The sequence below is a fragment of the Pradoshia sp. Z4_20 genome (genome assembly GCF_058216035.1).
In genome coordinates this window covers 292,385-308,053 of record NZ_JBZAJD010000001.1, presented here as the reverse complement: position 1 = coordinate 308,053, position 15,669 = coordinate 292,385, and the positions used below count along the sequence as shown (strand labels likewise).

Annotated in this window: 15 protein-coding genes; 5 read left to right on the top strand and 10 right to left on the bottom strand. The window is 38.7% G+C overall.

Features of this window, described 5'->3' with window-relative positions; genetic code table 11:
• Positions 1-16 precede the first annotated feature (16 nt).
• On the bottom strand, positions 17-913 hold the full coding sequence (locus tag AC4BHP_RS01435; protein WP_066105178.1) for a deoxyribonuclease IV: 897 nt from the start codon (positions 911-913) through the stop codon (positions 17-19).
• 21 nt (positions 914-934) lie between these two features.
• Positions 935-2,230, bottom strand: a complete 1,296-nt coding sequence (locus AC4BHP_RS01430; RefSeq protein ID WP_225983608.1) for a DEAD/DEAH box helicase — start codon at positions 2,228-2,230, stop codon at positions 935-937.
• Positions 2,231-2,440: 210 nt separating this feature from the next.
• Here AC4BHP_RS01430 and vrrA point away from each other — a divergent pair, with 210 nt between their 5' ends.
• Both vrrA and AC4BHP_RS01420 read left to right on the top strand, forming a co-directional pair.
• Positions 2,441-3,049: a VrrA/YqfQ family protein gene (vrrA, locus tag AC4BHP_RS01425; protein ID WP_490551124.1), complete on the top strand. Its 609-nt coding sequence runs from the start codon at positions 2,441-2,443 to the stop codon at positions 3,047-3,049.
• Positions 3,050-3,197: 148 nt separating this feature from the next.
• Positions 3,198-4,139, top strand: a complete 942-nt coding sequence (locus tag AC4BHP_RS01420) for a 4-hydroxy-3-methylbut-2-enyl diphosphate reductase (protein ID WP_066105183.1) — start codon at positions 3,198-3,200, stop codon at positions 4,137-4,139.
• A 587-nt stretch (positions 4,140-4,726) separates the two neighbouring features.
• Here AC4BHP_RS01420 and AC4BHP_RS01415 read toward each other — a convergent pair.
• Positions 4,727-5,848 carry a Nif3-like dinuclear metal center hexameric protein gene (locus tag AC4BHP_RS01415; RefSeq protein WP_490551123.1) on the bottom strand — a complete coding sequence of 374 codons (1,122 nt, stop codon included), beginning with the start codon at positions 5,846-5,848 and terminating at the stop codon, positions 4,727-4,729.
• Complete coding sequence (locus AC4BHP_RS01410; protein WP_066105189.1) at positions 5,848-6,555, bottom strand: tRNA (adenine(22)-N(1))-methyltransferase; 708 nt, start codon at positions 6,553-6,555, stop codon at positions 5,848-5,850. Before AC4BHP_RS01410 ends, AC4BHP_RS01415 begins: the two co-directional genes overlap by 1 nt.
• 201 nt (positions 6,556-6,756) lie before the next feature.
• On the opposite strand from AC4BHP_RS01410, the gene AC4BHP_RS01405 reads away from it, so the two are divergent.
• From AC4BHP_RS01405 to AC4BHP_RS01395, 3 genes are read left to right on the top strand one after another with little or no spacing between them, the layout of a single operon-like run.
• Positions 6,757-7,560 carry a GDSL-type esterase/lipase family protein gene (locus AC4BHP_RS01405; protein ID WP_139892587.1) on the top strand — a complete coding sequence of 268 codons (804 nt, stop codon included), beginning with the start codon at positions 6,757-6,759 and terminating at the stop codon, positions 7,558-7,560.
• 3 nt (positions 7,561-7,563) lie between these two features.
• Positions 7,564-8,484 carry an ABC transporter ATP-binding protein gene (locus tag AC4BHP_RS01400; RefSeq protein WP_490551121.1) on the top strand — a complete coding sequence of 307 codons (921 nt, stop codon included), beginning with the start codon at positions 7,564-7,566 and terminating at the stop codon, positions 8,482-8,484.
• On the top strand, positions 8,477-9,469 hold the full coding sequence (locus AC4BHP_RS01395; protein ID WP_066105195.1) for an ABC transporter permease: 993 nt from the start codon (positions 8,477-8,479) through the stop codon (positions 9,467-9,469). Before AC4BHP_RS01400 ends, AC4BHP_RS01395 begins: the two co-directional genes overlap by 8 nt.
• A gap of 134 nt (positions 9,470-9,603) precedes the next feature.
• Here the strand turns inward: AC4BHP_RS01395 and cccA are convergent, their stop codons facing one another.
• From cccA to ccpN, 6 genes are all read right to left on the bottom strand, one after another.
• The gene (gene cccA, locus AC4BHP_RS01390; RefSeq protein WP_066105198.1) at positions 9,604-9,960 is read right to left on the bottom strand and encodes a cytochrome c550; all 357 of its coding nucleotides are present in this window, start codon (positions 9,958-9,960) and stop codon (positions 9,604-9,606) included.
• Positions 9,961-10,342: 382 nt separating this feature from the next.
• Positions 10,343-11,479: an RNA polymerase sigma factor RpoD gene (rpoD, locus tag AC4BHP_RS01385; protein WP_066105200.1), complete on the bottom strand. Its 1,137-nt coding sequence runs from the start codon at positions 11,477-11,479 to the stop codon at positions 10,343-10,345.
• A gap of 37 nt (positions 11,480-11,516) precedes the next feature.
• A complete protein-coding gene (gene dnaG, locus AC4BHP_RS01380; RefSeq protein WP_139892589.1) occupies positions 11,517-13,334 on the bottom strand; it encodes a DNA primase in 1,818 nt (605 codons plus the stop codon).
• Positions 13,335-13,375: 41 nt separating this feature from the next.
• Positions 13,376-13,867, bottom strand: coding sequence for a YaiI/YqxD family protein (locus tag AC4BHP_RS01375; RefSeq protein WP_066105206.1), 492 nt, complete (start codon positions 13,865-13,867; stop codon positions 13,376-13,378).
• Positions 13,868-14,112: 245 nt separating this feature from the next.
• Positions 14,113-14,919: a pyruvate, water dikinase regulatory protein gene (locus AC4BHP_RS01370; protein ID WP_066105209.1), complete on the bottom strand. Its 807-nt coding sequence runs from the start codon at positions 14,917-14,919 to the stop codon at positions 14,113-14,115.
• A 44-nt stretch (positions 14,920-14,963) separates the two neighbouring features.
• Positions 14,964-15,602: a transcriptional regulator CcpN gene (gene ccpN, locus AC4BHP_RS01365; protein ID WP_066105212.1), complete on the bottom strand. Its 639-nt coding sequence runs from the start codon at positions 15,600-15,602 to the stop codon at positions 14,964-14,966.
• Positions 15,603-15,669 lie beyond the last annotated feature (67 nt).

The following is a 15,669-nucleotide window of genomic DNA, read 5'->3' as shown; positions in this document are numbered from 1 at the left end:
ACTGCTCCCCTTCTCTTTATACCGTTTGTCCAAGCATGGAAGCTTGAAAATCTACCCAAGCTCCATCTCTTAGCATATCAATTTCATGTTTATACGGTGCTTTTTTGTTTGTTTTATCCGTACCCACAAATGGAGTCTCTAATATTTTTGGTACAGAGCTTAATTGTGGATGATGGACAATGTAATGAAGAGGTTGAAAACCAATCTTTCCATACCCGATATTTTCATGTCGGTCTTTTCTCATTCCGCATTCATTTTTACTGTCATTAATATGCAGCACTTTAATACGATCTACACCGACAGTTTTATCAAAATGATTTAAAACGCCATCAAAATCATTCACAATATCATAACCCGCATCATGCGTATGACAAGTATCAAAGCAAACACTCAGCTTGTCATTGTGTGTAACTCCATCGATAATCATCGCTAATTCTTCAAAACTTCTTCCACACTCTGAGCCCTTGCCGGCCATCGTTTCCAATGCGATTTGGACTTTTTGATCAGGGGTAATGACTTCATTTAATCCCTCGATGATCTTTTTAATACCTACTTCTGAACCTTCTCCGACATGAGCACCTGGATGCAATACAATTTGGTAGGCCCCCAGAGCTTCCGTCCGTTCGATTTCCGAACGAAGAAAATCAACACCCAATTGGAAAGTAGCGGGATTTACTGCGTTACCGATATTGATAATATAAGGAGCATGGACAACGATATCACTCATTCCATTTTCCTCCATATGCAATAGGCCTGCTGCAATATTTAAATCCTCGATTTTCTTTCTTCTTGTGTTTTGAGGAGCGCCTGTATAAATCATAAATGTATTGGCACCATAAGAAGCTGCTTCTTCACTTGCGCCTAAAAGCATTTTCTTTCCGCTCATGGAAACATGTGATCCAATTTTAAGCATCCATTTGCCCCCTTTTATCTTTTATCTTTTCTTTAAGCGTCTTTCTCTCTTTTTGATTTTTTCTACTTCTGCTTTAACTTTCTTTTTATAGCCAGGCTTTACTTTACGTAAATGCTTAGAGAATTTACCATAATTCTTTACCTCACCGGCTGCTTTAGGTGAATTTTTACGTTTTTTACGCTTATTGCGGTCATCAATTTCAACCCATTCACCTTTTACTACGTCACGGTTGCTGAATGTTACACCCATGGATTCGAGTTTATTCAGAGCTTGATCATCCTTCTCTTCATAAAGGGTAACAGCGACTCCGGACATACCTGCGCGCGCTGTACGGCCACAGCGATGGATATAGAAATCCAAGTCCTGAGGAAGTTCATAGTTAATCACATGACTTACACCTTCAATATCAATACCTCTTGCTGCTAGGTCTGTCGCTACAACATATTGATATTTAAGAGCATTAATCTCTTTCATAACCCTTTTTCTTTCTCTTGCCGGTAAGTTACCGTGTAGTCTTCCTACCTGCAATCCCTTTTCAAGGAGGGCATCTGCCAGCTCATCTGCGTTTTGCTTTGTGTTAGCAAAAATAAGCACAAGGAAAGGATTTTGAAGTTCAATAATTGACTTAACCAATTGAACCTTGTCTCGGTGTCTAACAGGAACGAGAATGTGCTCCAATTTTTCTACAGACACTTTTGTCGGATCCACATGGATATGTTTCGGATTGTTCATATACTTTTTCAAGAATGGCTGTAGCTTTTCTGGAATTGTCGCAGAAAATACTAGCATTTGCAGCTTAGGAGCCATCCTTGAAGCGATTTTATCCACATCTTCCATAAATCCTAAATCAATCATTAAATCAGCTTCATCAACTACTAAAATATCGGCAGAAAAAACACTCAACGCATTTTCTTCCGATAAATCTTTAATACGACCAGGTGTACCGATCACAAGCTGAGGTTGAACGGTGAGCTTGTCAATTGAACGTTGTTTATCTGTTCCACCTACATAGCTTTTTATATGAATTTGTTTATCTTCAGGAAATTTCTCATTCAAAGAAACAGCAGCTTTATAAATTTGGGCCGCTAATTCTCTCGTCGGTGCCGTAATTACAGCCTGTACTTCCATCTTTTCCTGATTGATTTTAGCCATGATCGGCAATAGAAAAGAATGGGTTTTTCCAGTGCCAGTTTGTGACTGCCCTATAATACTCTTACCGCTAAATACAGCTGGAATGACTCTTTCCTGTATGATTGTCGGCTCCTTAAATCCTACCTTCTCAACAGCTTCCAATACATATTCGGGTAACTTAAACATTTTAAATGAACTCATTTTTTACCAACTTTCTGACATGCTTACAAGCTTTTTAGCAACTATCCTTCTCATATTACCTTATGTGAAGGACTAATAACAAGTTTTTGTAGATTAAAAGCCTATTCTTTCATATATTCGCACTTTACCGTCCCTAACTGACATATTCTATTATGGGAACTTAAGTAAAATATTGAATAGAAAGGAGGGTTAAATATGCCGCCTATGAGACCACCCATTTTCGGCCCGCCACGAGGACCAGGCTTTATCAGAGGTTCTGCCCCACCACAATTTAATACAAGAGGATTATTCGGTCCACCTATGCCAAGGAGAGGAATTCCTTTTGGAGCAGCAAGTGCTCCCAAGCAAGGAGGAGGATTTCTGGCTTCTTTGTTTGGCAGAGGAGGAGGTTCCGGCTTGGCACAGGGTGCCGGTACAGCTGCTAAAGCTGCCGGAGGAGGTTCCACTTTAACAAATTTTATGAACAGTACGCAAAAGGTGTTAGCAGCAGGGGAACGTGTGGTACCAATGGTTCGCCAAGTTCAGCAATATGGACCTTTAATTAAAAATTTACCATCCATGTGGAAAATTTATCGGGGATTAAATGCAACTACAGCAGAAGATCAAGAAGAAGCTATCGATCAGGTCGACTCAAACATTTTGGAGTCATCCAACCATATAGAATCTTCAGCTTCTCTTAAAAGCTCTAAAAAGGAAAAGAATGAATCTAGCGAAATAGACTATTCACACGAGCTTCCTGGAAGCACAACAATAAAATCGAAACCTCAAAATGTGAAACCATCCCTGCCAAAGCTTTTCATCTAACTATACAGCGCCCCTAAAAGGAGCGCTTTTCTACATATGCAATATCTCCCGAAGGATTTCTTTTTGTAAGTTTTTAATCACTCGCTTATAATATAAGAAACACTCCATCTGTCAAACAGACATGGAGCAAGGAGGTTTTTTTGAATTAATGAAAGTAGTTAAAATTTCCCCAAGAGGATATTGTTACGGCGTTGTTGATGCGATGGTTATCGCCAGAAATGCCGCTTTAGATAAAACTTTGCCACGCCCTATTTATATTCTGGGTATGATTGTTCATAATCAGCATGTAACGGAAGCGTTTGAACAAGATGGGATTATCACCCTCGACGGCAAAGACCGTAAAGAAATAATCGAGAAGGTTGATTCCGGCACTGTCATCTTTACTGCTCACGGTATCTCACCTGAAGTAAGAGAAATTGCCAAACAAAAGGGGCTTGTAACGATTGACGCAACCTGTCCGGATGTAACAGCAACTCATAATTTAATTGAAGCAAAAGAAAAAGAAGGATATGATATCATTTATATCGGTAAGAAAGGCCACCCGGAACCTGAAGGCGCCGTTGGTGTAGCCCCGGATATCGTCCATCTCGTTGAGTCCAAACAAGATATTGATGACCTCACAATTGAAAACGAGAAAATCATTGTGACCAACCAAACAACTATGAGTCAGTGGGATGTTGCCGACTTAATAGATGAAGTTAAGAAAAAATATCCTGCAGCAGAAATTCATAAAGAAATTTGCATGGCTACTCAAGTCCGTCAGGAAGCTGTTGCTGAGCAAGCAAAAGACCTTGACGTTCTTATTGTAGTTGGAGATCCTAAGAGTAATAACTCAAACAGATTGGCACAGGTATCGGAAGAAATCGCCCATACAAAAGCCTATCGAATTGCTGATGTCAGCGAATTGGAAATAGAATGGATTAAAGATGCTCAAGTAGTTGGTGTAACAGCTGGAGCATCCACACCAACACCTATTACCAAAGAAGTCATTACATTCTTGGAACAGTTCGACCCGGCTGATTCATCGACATGGAAAACGGAAAAGAAAGTACCTCTTTCCAAAATATTACCTAAAGTGAAAGTGAAATAATGCAATAGCTACAAAGAAAAAAGGACCCAGGGGTCCTTTTTTCTTTTTATTACTCTATCTTCAGGCCTTAACCGCTCGAGTCATCATAAGACAGGACGTTTTGGTCACAAAGACGTGGCCACACAACGTGGCGTTCTTAGTCTTTGTTCCTCAACCAATCGTCTCAACTTTTTAGTCAATCCAGCTTCGACGGCTAGAAGCTCAGGATGTAGGTCATGAAGACGTTTCCACAGGACGTGGCGCTTTTAGTCTTCGTTCCTTTTACAGCCCTTCAGCCTTTTATGTAATCCAGCTTCGACTCCTAGTCCCTCGAGTCATAAGGATAGCCTCTGCGGGGGAGGAACATCCCCTCCGAGCCTCTCTCTTATGCTTTTCGGAGGCCTACAGGATGTAGGTCACAAAGATGTTGCCACACGACGTGGCGTTCTTAGTCTTTGTTCCTCAACCAGTCGTCTCAGCCTTTTAGTCAATCCAGCTTCGACGGCTAGAAGCTCAGGACATAAGCATGACCTCTACAGGAGGAAAGAACACCTCCTTCCGAGCCCCTGTCTTATGCTCCTCGCTTCTGGGCAAGCCGCCTCAGCTTTTTAGATTACCTGGAATGGATTTGTGTCTATTTCTGATGCGATAAATTCTACCTCATAGCCAGCGTTTTTGCATAGGGAGGTCATTTTTTGGGAGACGCCCTGTTTCATAATTTTTTCAACATTATGGCCAGGGTCAATGATATTCATGCCTTCTTGTTTAAAATCAACGGCTGTATGGTAATAAATATCTCCAGTAATAAATACGTCAGCACCAGCAAATTGAGCTGTTCTTACAAATTTATCACCGTCTCCGCCTAAAACAGCTACCTTCTTCACTATCGCGTCCAGATTCCCGATTACACGAACAGAAGTTACATCCAGTGCCTGTTTGACATGCTCTGCATATTCTCTTAAAGACATAGCCTCTGAGATAGCACCTACTCGACCTAAACCAAATTCCTTACCTGACTCGTTTTCAAGAACATACAAATCGTAAGCGACTTCTTCGTAAGGATGAGCTTTGAGCATTGCTTTTACGACTTTGTTTGTAATAGATTCCGGAACAATTACTTCTATTTTTACTTCTTCTACGTGTTCAAACTCGCCAGAAGACCCAATATACGGATCTGCCTCTTGATTTGGCTTAAATCTACCCGTGCCTGATAGGGTAAAACTGCAATGACTGTAATTGCCCAAATTGCCTGCACCAGCTTTTCCTAATGCTTCACGCACTTCAGTTTCAGCTGAAGTAGGCGTATATACGGCTAATTTGTAAAGTTTTTCTCGATGGGTAACCTTCAAAACAGAAGTATTCTCTAGTACCAATGCATCAGCAAGCATATCATTGACCCCGCCCTCCGCGATGTCTAGATTCGTATGCGCTGCATACAGAGCAATATCATTTTTAATTAATTTTTCAATCGTTCTCCCTGCAGGCTGATCAGGGATGATTTTTTTTAATGGCCGAAAAATTAACGGGTGATGTGCAATTATTAAATCTACACCTTGATTTACAGCTTCATCAACCACTTCTTCCGTTACATCCAATGCCACAATAACTTTCTTTACTTTTTTAGCAAGACTACCTACCTGCAATCCAATTGGATCTCCATCCTCAGCTAAATATTTGGGAGAAAAGCTTTCAAAAAGCTGGATGACTTCATAACCATTCGGTGTTTTCATTATTGAAGCGCCTCCTCTACCAACTCTATGGATTTTTGGATTTCTTCTTTCTTTTCCTGAGTCCGTTCGTTTTCACTGGACTCTATTTGTTTCAAAATCTTATTCCAATGCTTTAACTCCATTGTCCACTTTTTCATAAAGATAGGATTCTTTTCTTTCAATAAAAATGGCCCCATTAATTCTGCTGCTTCAAAAGGTAATTCTCGATAAGACTTCAATGGCTCTCCTTTTTCCGCTACTAAAATTTCATATATTTTTTCGTCCTCTTCCAGGATTTCTTCCGCTTTCAATTCCCAACCCTCGGCAATCAGCCATTTCCGGATAAACTGAGCACCAATATTGGGTTGAAGAATTAAGGTCTCCCGTCCTGATAGTTTAGATTTTCCGTTTTCTAAAATACTCGTTATTAAAGACCCACCCATACCGCATATTGTAATGGATGTTACTTCTCCATGAGATATGACTTCCAGCCCATTTCCTTTACGAACGGATATAGAGTCTTCTAGCTTAGATTCCCTCACCTGGCTTAACGCAGATTGAAACGGACCTTCCACTACTTCTCCTGCAATAGCTTTTTGCACGATGCCTTCTTTAACTGCATAGCAAGGCAAATAAGCATGGTCAGATCCAATATCAGCCAAAACACTGCCCTTTGGCACATAGGAGGTTACTCGCGTTAATCTTTTTGATAATTTATCTACATTCATTACTTCATACTCCACTCTTAATAGGAATTCATTTATTTCTTTAGTATAAGAAAACTCATCCCCTATTGCAAAGGACTTTCTTCAGAACATATTTTTCAGCCAAAATATTCCTCCTTGTTTCAATATTTTGGTTTAATAGAGATAGGAACGTGAAAACTGAAACTATATCAACATCCAAACTATAGTAAAGCAGGTGCGTAAATGAGAAAAAGGTGGGTAACCGGTACAATCCTTATCATTAGTTTACTGACAACGTTTCTATTACTCGTTGGCTTTATTCAGGGTACCAGGGCAGTTATAAACCCTAAGGAGATTAATCAGTATAAAACGGTAAAAGAGAAAGAGCCGCTTACTAAAAAAGACACCACAAAATTGTCTATTGTTGCTCTTGGCGATTCTTTAACTCGAGGTGTTGGCGATGATAGCGGAGATGGATATGTAAAAAGATTAAGCACCAAATTAACAGAGGACTATAATCAGAAGATTAGCTTGTCCAACCTCTCAATCAGCGGAGCTAAAACAACCGATTTACTAACCCTTCTTGATACTTCAGGCACCAAGCATACTCTTAAGAATGCTGATTTAATAGTTATGACAATTGGAGGAAATGATCTCTTTCCCGGTGTCGAAACATTAACAACCAACCTCGCTGAATATACACCAGATACAAATACTTTTGTTAATAACAGCAAGAAAATTATCGAGATAATCCGGTCAAATAATGCGGATGCACCTATCTATTGGATCAGCCTGTACAATCCCTTTGAAGAATTCAAGGAATTAGGGGACACGTCTAAGTTTGTTATTGACTGGAATCACCAGCTGCAAACATTAGCTACCCAATACCCCGAATTACATATCATTCCGGTATTTGACTTATTTCAGGGTCAAGGAAAAAACTTTTTGTACACGGATCATTTTCATCCAAATAAAAAAGGCTACGAGGCTATATCAGAACGATTAATCCAGTCCATCGCAAGCCAACAACAGTTGGGAGGGGATTGATTAATGAGTCAATCTGTATTAAAAGTAGATCATTTAACCAAAGTCATTAAGGGAAATCACCTTGTTGAAGATATCAGCTTTGAAGTGAAGCATGGAGAAGTTTTTGGTTTTTTAGGGCCTAACGGTGCAGGTAAGACAACTACCATCCGAATGCTGGTCGGTTTAATTAAACCAACAAAAGGAACCATTACAATTGCTGGTTACAACCTGCGAACATCATTTAAGCAAGCCATGCGCCAGGTAGGCTCGATTGTAGAAAACCCCGAGCTCTATACGTATCTGACAGGCTGGGAAAATCTCAAACAGTTTGCCCGGATGCTCGGAGATGTCCCGGATAACAGAATCGAGGATATTATAAGGCAGGTAAATCTTGAAAGCAGAATACACGACAAAGTTAAAACTTATTCTCTTGGGATGAAGCAACGCCTTGGAATTGCCCAAGCGTTACTAGGAAATCCGCAATTATTAATATTAGATGAACCTACTAATGGCCTTGATCCATCGGGAATACGGGAATTACGTGAATTTGTCCGTTATTTAGTTGAAACAGAAGGTATCAGCGTATTTATATCCAGTCACTTATTAAGTGAAATCCAATTAATGTGTGACCGGGTAGCCATTATCAATAAAGGAAAAATGATTACCGTTTCTACGGTTAAGGATTTACTTGATCATTCCAGAGACAGGGTCGAGTGGAAGGTCACTCCTATAAAAGAAGCATATGACCTATTGAAAACAAAAGAAAACATACAAGATCTACAAATAAAAGATAATCTGCTGATTTGCAGTTTACAATCGGATTTAATCAGTACATACAATCGATTATTGATTGAAAATGGGATTAACGTACATTCTGTTTATGAAAAGACATTAACCTTAGAGGATCTATTTATGGAGCTGACAGGGGGAATCAATCATGATTGAGTTCGGTAAACTCGTATTTAACGAAGCAGAAAAAATAATTAAAAAGCGGCGTATTGCGGTTATCATCCTAATCCTGTTAGTTCTGATTCCAATTTTCCTTTATGCTCAAAACCAACAGACAAAAGAAACTGAGAAACGGATGGGTACAGATGACTGGCGCGTTGTTCTTCAGCAGAGAATTGTCGAAGGTCAGAACCGCCTTAGCAGTACCGGGATATCAGAAGAGTGGAAACATTATTTAAGCATTCAGGTTAAACAGCAACAATACTATTTGGAGCATGATATTAATCCAAGCTCTCCGGGTGCTCCAACATTTGTAAGGGAGTTCCTAAAGCAGGGAATCGGCATGTTTATACCTTTACTCGTGATGATAGTGGCGATTGATATAATCAGCGGAGAGCGCAGTGACGGCACAATAAAATTATTGCTAACCCGACCTGTGAAAAGGTGGAAGATTCTTTTAAGCAAATATGTGACACTGCTCCTATTTATTTCATTAATTGTTTTAATTGTTATAGCTATGGCTTATTTGTTAGCTGGAATATTCTTTAATTTTTCGGGCTGGAAATTACCGATAGCGACAGGGTTCGAATATGCTAATGGCAACTTGATTACTGATTCCATCCGGCTCATTCCACAGTGGCAATATATTTTAATGTCAGCAGGACTCGTTTGGTATGTCAGCGTTATCGTAGGTACAATCGCTCTTATGGTCTCTATACTGATTCGTAACACGCCTGGTGGTATGGGGGTTATGTTTGCTTCCCTTATTGCAGGCGCTATTTTAAAAGGATTTGCAACGGCCTGGGATGGGGCAAAATATATTTACAGTGTGAATATGGAATTAATCGACTATCTATCAGGTAGTATGCCCATGGTTGATGGAATGACTTTACCTTTCTCCTTGTCCATTTTAGCAATATGGGGACTTGGCGCCCTGCTTGTTTCCTTTATTGTATTTACCCGACAGGATATGCTTAGCTAATGTAAAGAACTTTCCACTTAAGCAAGCTTATTCTCAAATAACAGAAAAAGACAAAAACAGGCTAAGGAAAACGAAATCGTTTCCTTAACCTGTTTTTAAAATAGGGAACCTCTTTTAGAGTCCCGCTCGTATACTTATTTTAAGCCAGCTATAAACTCAACCATATCGTCAACTTTGTCTTCTGGGACAAGTCCGCCAGGCATCATGCCTTTACCATTTACGATACGATCTTTAATAAGCTCTTTATCCGTAACCCCAGTTAGCTTCGGACCTGCTCCACCTTCATAATTACCGCCATGACAAGATAAGCATTGTGCTTTATAAATGTCTTCAGGTTTATCAGCACTTGCTGTTTCTTCTGTTTTTCCACCTTCTTCTTTCTCCTTGGCCATTTTATCAGCATCCCCAAGGCCCTTAATGGATAAGAAAAAGACTAGTGTAAGACCAATCACCATAATTAAAATGTATGGCATAAATGCATTGTTTTTCATAGTAGTTCCCCTCCCCTATGTAAATACTAATTAACCATCAACTTACATTTACCCTTCTTTATTTTACTGTAAAAACCAATTTTGGAAAAGTTATAACTTGCATTTTCTTCAAAGTTTTCCATAGTTTCTACAATTCAAATCAATTTTCGGGATAACATTCCCAGTCAATGACATGGTATTTCTCTATATTCCACCCCACTGAAAACTCTTTACATACACTCCCCTAAGCCAGTTTATTGATTTCAAACAACATTAATATGTACTGATAAACCGAACCACTCGAGGTCAAAATGAATAGGTCTACTTTATTACAATAAAAAAACAGCTCTACTTAGAAAATCCAGTAGAGCTGTTTTATTTTCAAACCAATTTATGGTATATTCTATTCTAAGAAATCCTTAAGACGTTTACTGCGACTCGGATGGCGTAATTTACGAAGAGCTTTCGCTTCGATTTGTCGAATACGCTCACGTGTTACACCAAATACTTTACCAACCTCTTCCAATGTACGGGTTCTGCCATCATCTAACCCAAAACGTAAACGAAGAACATTCTCTTCACGGTCTGTTAAAGTATCCAATACATCTTCCAGCTGTTCTTTCAATAATTCATATGCTGCATGATCAGAAGGAGATGTGGCATCCTGGTCTTCAATGAAATCTCCCAGGTGAGAGTCATCTTCTTCACCAATTGGTGTTTCTAATGATACAGGTTCTTGAGCAATTTTTAAAATCTCGCGAACTTTTTCCGGTGTTAAGTCCATTTCTTCAGCTATCTCTTCTGGAGAAGGCTCGCGTCCTAAATCTTGAAGGAGCTGTCTTTGGACCCGGATTAGTTTATTAATGGTTTCTACCATATGCACCGGAATACGGATTGTTCTGGCTTGGTCAGCAATAGCACGAGTGATAGCTTGTCTGATCCACCATGTTGCATACGTACTGAATTTGAAACCTTTACGGTAGTCAAATTTCTCAACTGCTTTAATTAACCCCATATTACCTTCCTGAATCAAATCAAGGAACAACATGCCGCGTCCTACGTATCTTTTCGCAATGCTGACAACGAGACGAAGGTTAGCTTCCGCCAGACGTCTTTTCGCTTCTTCATCGCCTTCTTCTATACGCTCTGCCAAAACAATTTCTTCTTCAGCAGATAATAGATCAACACGACCAATTTCCTTTAGGTACATGCGTACAGGGTCATTAATTTTTACACCTGGAGGAACACTTAGATCATTTAAATCAAACTCTTCTTCTTTTTCAAGTTCTTGAGTCCCTGGATTATCATCAGCATCACTTTCATTCACTATATCAATACCCTGTTCTCCAAGATATTCATAAAATTCATCCATTTGTTCTGAATCAAGCACGAAGCTGGAAAGTCTCTCTGCTACATCCTCATAGGTAAGGCGGTTTCGCTTTTTCCCTAGCTCTGTAATAAATTCTTTTACCTGATCTAATGTCATTTCTGTGTTGTTATCTACTTCTTTTTCTTTGGAACGTGCTGACTTTTCAGCCATTTGTTCCCCTCCTTCTCAATCCACTTCTTATTTAAAGTCATAAAGAATTTCTTAACGAGATGAGCTCGATTCCTAATTCGACAGCACGGCTTGTGTCCTGTCTTCTTGTGGCCTCAAGTAGCTCTGCCTCTTTTTCCTTAATGACTAATAATTTTTGATATTTAGTGATTTGGTGGACATAATCATTTAATTCCTGTTCACTCGGATCGTGATTATAGGTCATCATTTCGATTTCTGTTACAATCTTACGTAAATTTGGATCCGGAAGAAAATGCAGAAACAAACTTGTATCAGCTTCGTGGTCTTCTTCATAAAAAGCAAATAAATACGTAATAATGGCCTGGTGATCATCCACTATCATCTGATTTTCTCCAAGCATTTTTTGAATACGAAATGCAAGTTCACGATCATGGAGCATTAAAGCCAGCAAAGTCTCCTCTGCTTTTATATAAGCAGGTTTCATCCGATTATCCCTACGCACAGTAGCAAATGCTTGCATTTGGTTATTCGGATTAGGAGAGTTTTTTGCCTTCTTATTATGTTTACCCACTTTGCTCTGTTGATTAAGCAAAGAATCAAGAGAAAGTGTGAATTCTGTAGCAATTTGCCTCAAATAAAATTCTCTTTCCACTTCACTATCAAGCTTTGCTGTTTCACGAAGGACTTGATCGATGTAGTCCATCTTATCTCCTTCGTTTGCAAAGTTCTTCCCTCTTTTATGGTAAATCATTTTAAAAGAGATATACGTATGAGCGGCCCCTATTATATCATTTTGGAATTTTTCTTCTCCAAATTCCTTGATATAGTCATCGGGATCATACCCATTAGGCATGACTGCAATTTTCACCTGACAGCCGCTCTCCCGGATCAAATCAGCCGTTTTATTTGCTGCCTCTATCCCCGGGGCATCCGAATCATAACAGATGATAATGGTATCTGTACTTCGTTTAAGCAATTGAAGGTGCTGTTCCGTTAATGCTGTACCCATCGTTGCAACACCATTGTGTACCTCTGCACGATCTGCAGATATACAATCAGCAAATCCTTCAAACAAGATAGCTGCGCCTTTTTTTCTTATAAACGGGCGAGCCAGATGATAGTTATATACTATTTTGCTCTTGTTAAATAGAGGTGTCTCAGGACTATTTAAATACTTTGGTTCATCACCGGCTGCAAGCGCTCTTCCAGAAAAAGCAATTGTTTTACCTTGCCTGTCAAAGATCGGAAACATAATTCTATTTCGGAATCGATCGAAATAATTCTGTCCGTCTTCCCGTTTAACCAGCAAACCTGCTTTTTCCATACGTTCGATTGAAAAGTTTCGCTTCTTTAGGAAATTATGCACATAATCCCAGGAATCCAATGAGTACCCTATCTGAAATTTTTCTATGGATTCCATTGTAAATCCACGACTCAGCAGATATTCCAGGGCGTCCTGACCCTGTTTTGTATTTACAAGCAAATGATGGTAAAATTTCCTTAACAGCTCATGTGCTTCCTTCATATCATCGAGTTCATGACGGGGCTTTGTCCCATCCGAAGATTCATTTTCATGAATATCTAATGGTATATTGGCCCTCTCAGCCAAACTTTTTGCAGCTTCTGTGAAGGAATATCCTTCTATGTCCATTAAAAATGTAAATACATTCCCTCCGGCACCACATCCAAAACAATGGAAGATTTGTTTATCAGGGGCTACAGAAAATGATGGACTGTTTTCATTATGAAATGGACATAGACCAAAGTAATTTCGACCTTGTTTTTTTAGCTGAACATATTCACCAACGACATCAGCGATATCATTTTTATTGCGAATTGCGTTCACTGTTTCTTCTGGTATTAATTGGTTTTTCAAATTTTAACACCTGTTTCATAATAAGCATGAATAACTTAATTCTATATCGGTCCCTGAAATCCTTCAATTTTCGACAATATTTTTTGTAATGCTTCCGAAAATTTATTTTTATCAAGGTCCTTTATTTTCCTTGGCCCTTTTTCATACTTGCCGGATCTCCTTGCTTTTGCATTCAAATGCCTGGTTTCAAGAAATGAATCAATTTCATTATCTGTTATCTCTTTACCTCTTGATGTTAAGACGTAAGCATGTTTAGCAAGACATCCTGCAGCCAATCCTATATCTTCAGTAATTACAATATCATGCCGCTTTAAATGATTTAATATATATAAATCTGCCGCATCTCTTCCCGGTTCTACCCATTTCCAGGTAACATCAGGATAACGGTCGGTAGTATTGGTATAGGCTGCCACAAAGTTAATATCTACTTCATATGGTTTGCATACGCTCAAAACCTCTTCTTTAACCGGGCAGGCATCCGCATCTACAAAAACCGTTAAACGACTCTTCCTTTGTATTTCTACATCTCTCATCTTAATCCTTCTTTTTTCCAGGCTGATTATCCATTTGTCGAATTATTTTTTTTAGGACTTCTTGACTTTTTGTTTTTTAAAAGCTTATTCTAGTTTATTCCTTTATAAATAACTCTAAACCTGATGAAAGGTATTTTATCACGATTTTTTATTATAAAATAAATCTTGTCAAATTGCCACACTTTTCACTCGTATAACATAATCCTATATTTTACATGTAAAAAACATGCTTCCGCATGCCTTTTTTATTGTTGTTTATTTACGATATTAACAATAATATTTGCAGTTTCTTCTACGGCCTTATTAGTTACATCAATAACTGGGCAATTTAATTTATTAACAATTGCTTCAAAGTAAGCTAATTCTTCTTTTATGCGATCCATATTTGCATAAACCGCACTATCATTCAATCCAAGAGACTTTAAACGTTCTTTTCTGATATTGTTTAATTTTTCACTGCTAATCGCCAATCCAATGCACTTATTAGGATTTATCTTGAATAATTCTTCAGGAGGTTCAACTTCTGGAACAAGCGGGACATTCGCCACCTTAAATCGTTTATGTGCCAAAAATTGAGATAAAGGAGTTTTTGAGGTACGTGATACACCCAATAGTACAATATCAGCCTTGACAATTCCTTTTGGATCTCTTCCATCATCATATTTCACTGCAAATTCAATTGCCTCAACACGCTTAAAATAATTTTCATCCAGCTTTCTAACCAATCCAGGTTCATTTAAAGCTTGTTCTCCAAACTTATTTTCAAGCGTATCGATGAAAGGTCCAATTATATCAAAGGATACGATCTCTTTTTCTGCAGCTTTTTTAGCCATATACTCGCGTATTTCCGGCTTTACCAATGTATAAGCAATAATTGCATTATCCATTTCAGCTAAGCTCAATACCTCATCAATGGTCGATATATCTTCCACGAATGGTATTCGCTTAAGCGTGATATTATGATTACTAAATTGACTCACTGCTGCCTTTGTCACAAGGTCAGCTGTTTCACCCACTGAATCCGAAACCACATATATGATAGATTGATTCATTGTCTCCTCCAGTAATGAATAATTTCTCTTTTATCTAAAATTGGTTAATGGTCGTCTCTCGCCAAACCAACAAACGCCTTTGTAATGTTTGTTTTAGTTAACCGGCCTGTGACTTCAAAGCCTTTTGGACTCTTTTTAACAACCGGTAGGGCATCAATCTGCTTATCGATTAATTTCTCTGCCACATCAATCAGCAAATCTTCTTTCGTACATATCGTAATATTAGGCATCCTTGTCATAATAATATGTACCGGAATACTGCTTAATTCCTGTTGACCGAGACTAGCTCTTAACAGATCTTTCCTGGAAAGAACACCAACAAGAAGCGACTCTTTATCCACAACAAATAAAGTACCCACATCTTCCAAAAACATGGTGCATATTGCATCATAAACAGATACACCTTCACTGACAACAATCGGTATAGACTGATAATCTCCGACCAATAGCTTTTTAAGATTATCCGTGAGCAATTGGGTTTCCGTCCTGCCTGTGTAGAAATACCCTACACGCGGCCTTGCATCCAAATAACCAGCCATTGTCAGAATCGCTAAGTCTGGGCGCAATGTTGCACGTGTTAAATTTAATTGTTCGGCAATATTTTCGCCTGTAATCGGCCCATTATCTTTAACAATTTGAAGGATCTGTTCTTGTCTTTTGCTTAGTTCGATCTTACTCACCACCCTAAAGTGCCCATATACTTAAATTATATAATTTAATTATAAACTATTTATCCATGAAGTGTAATAA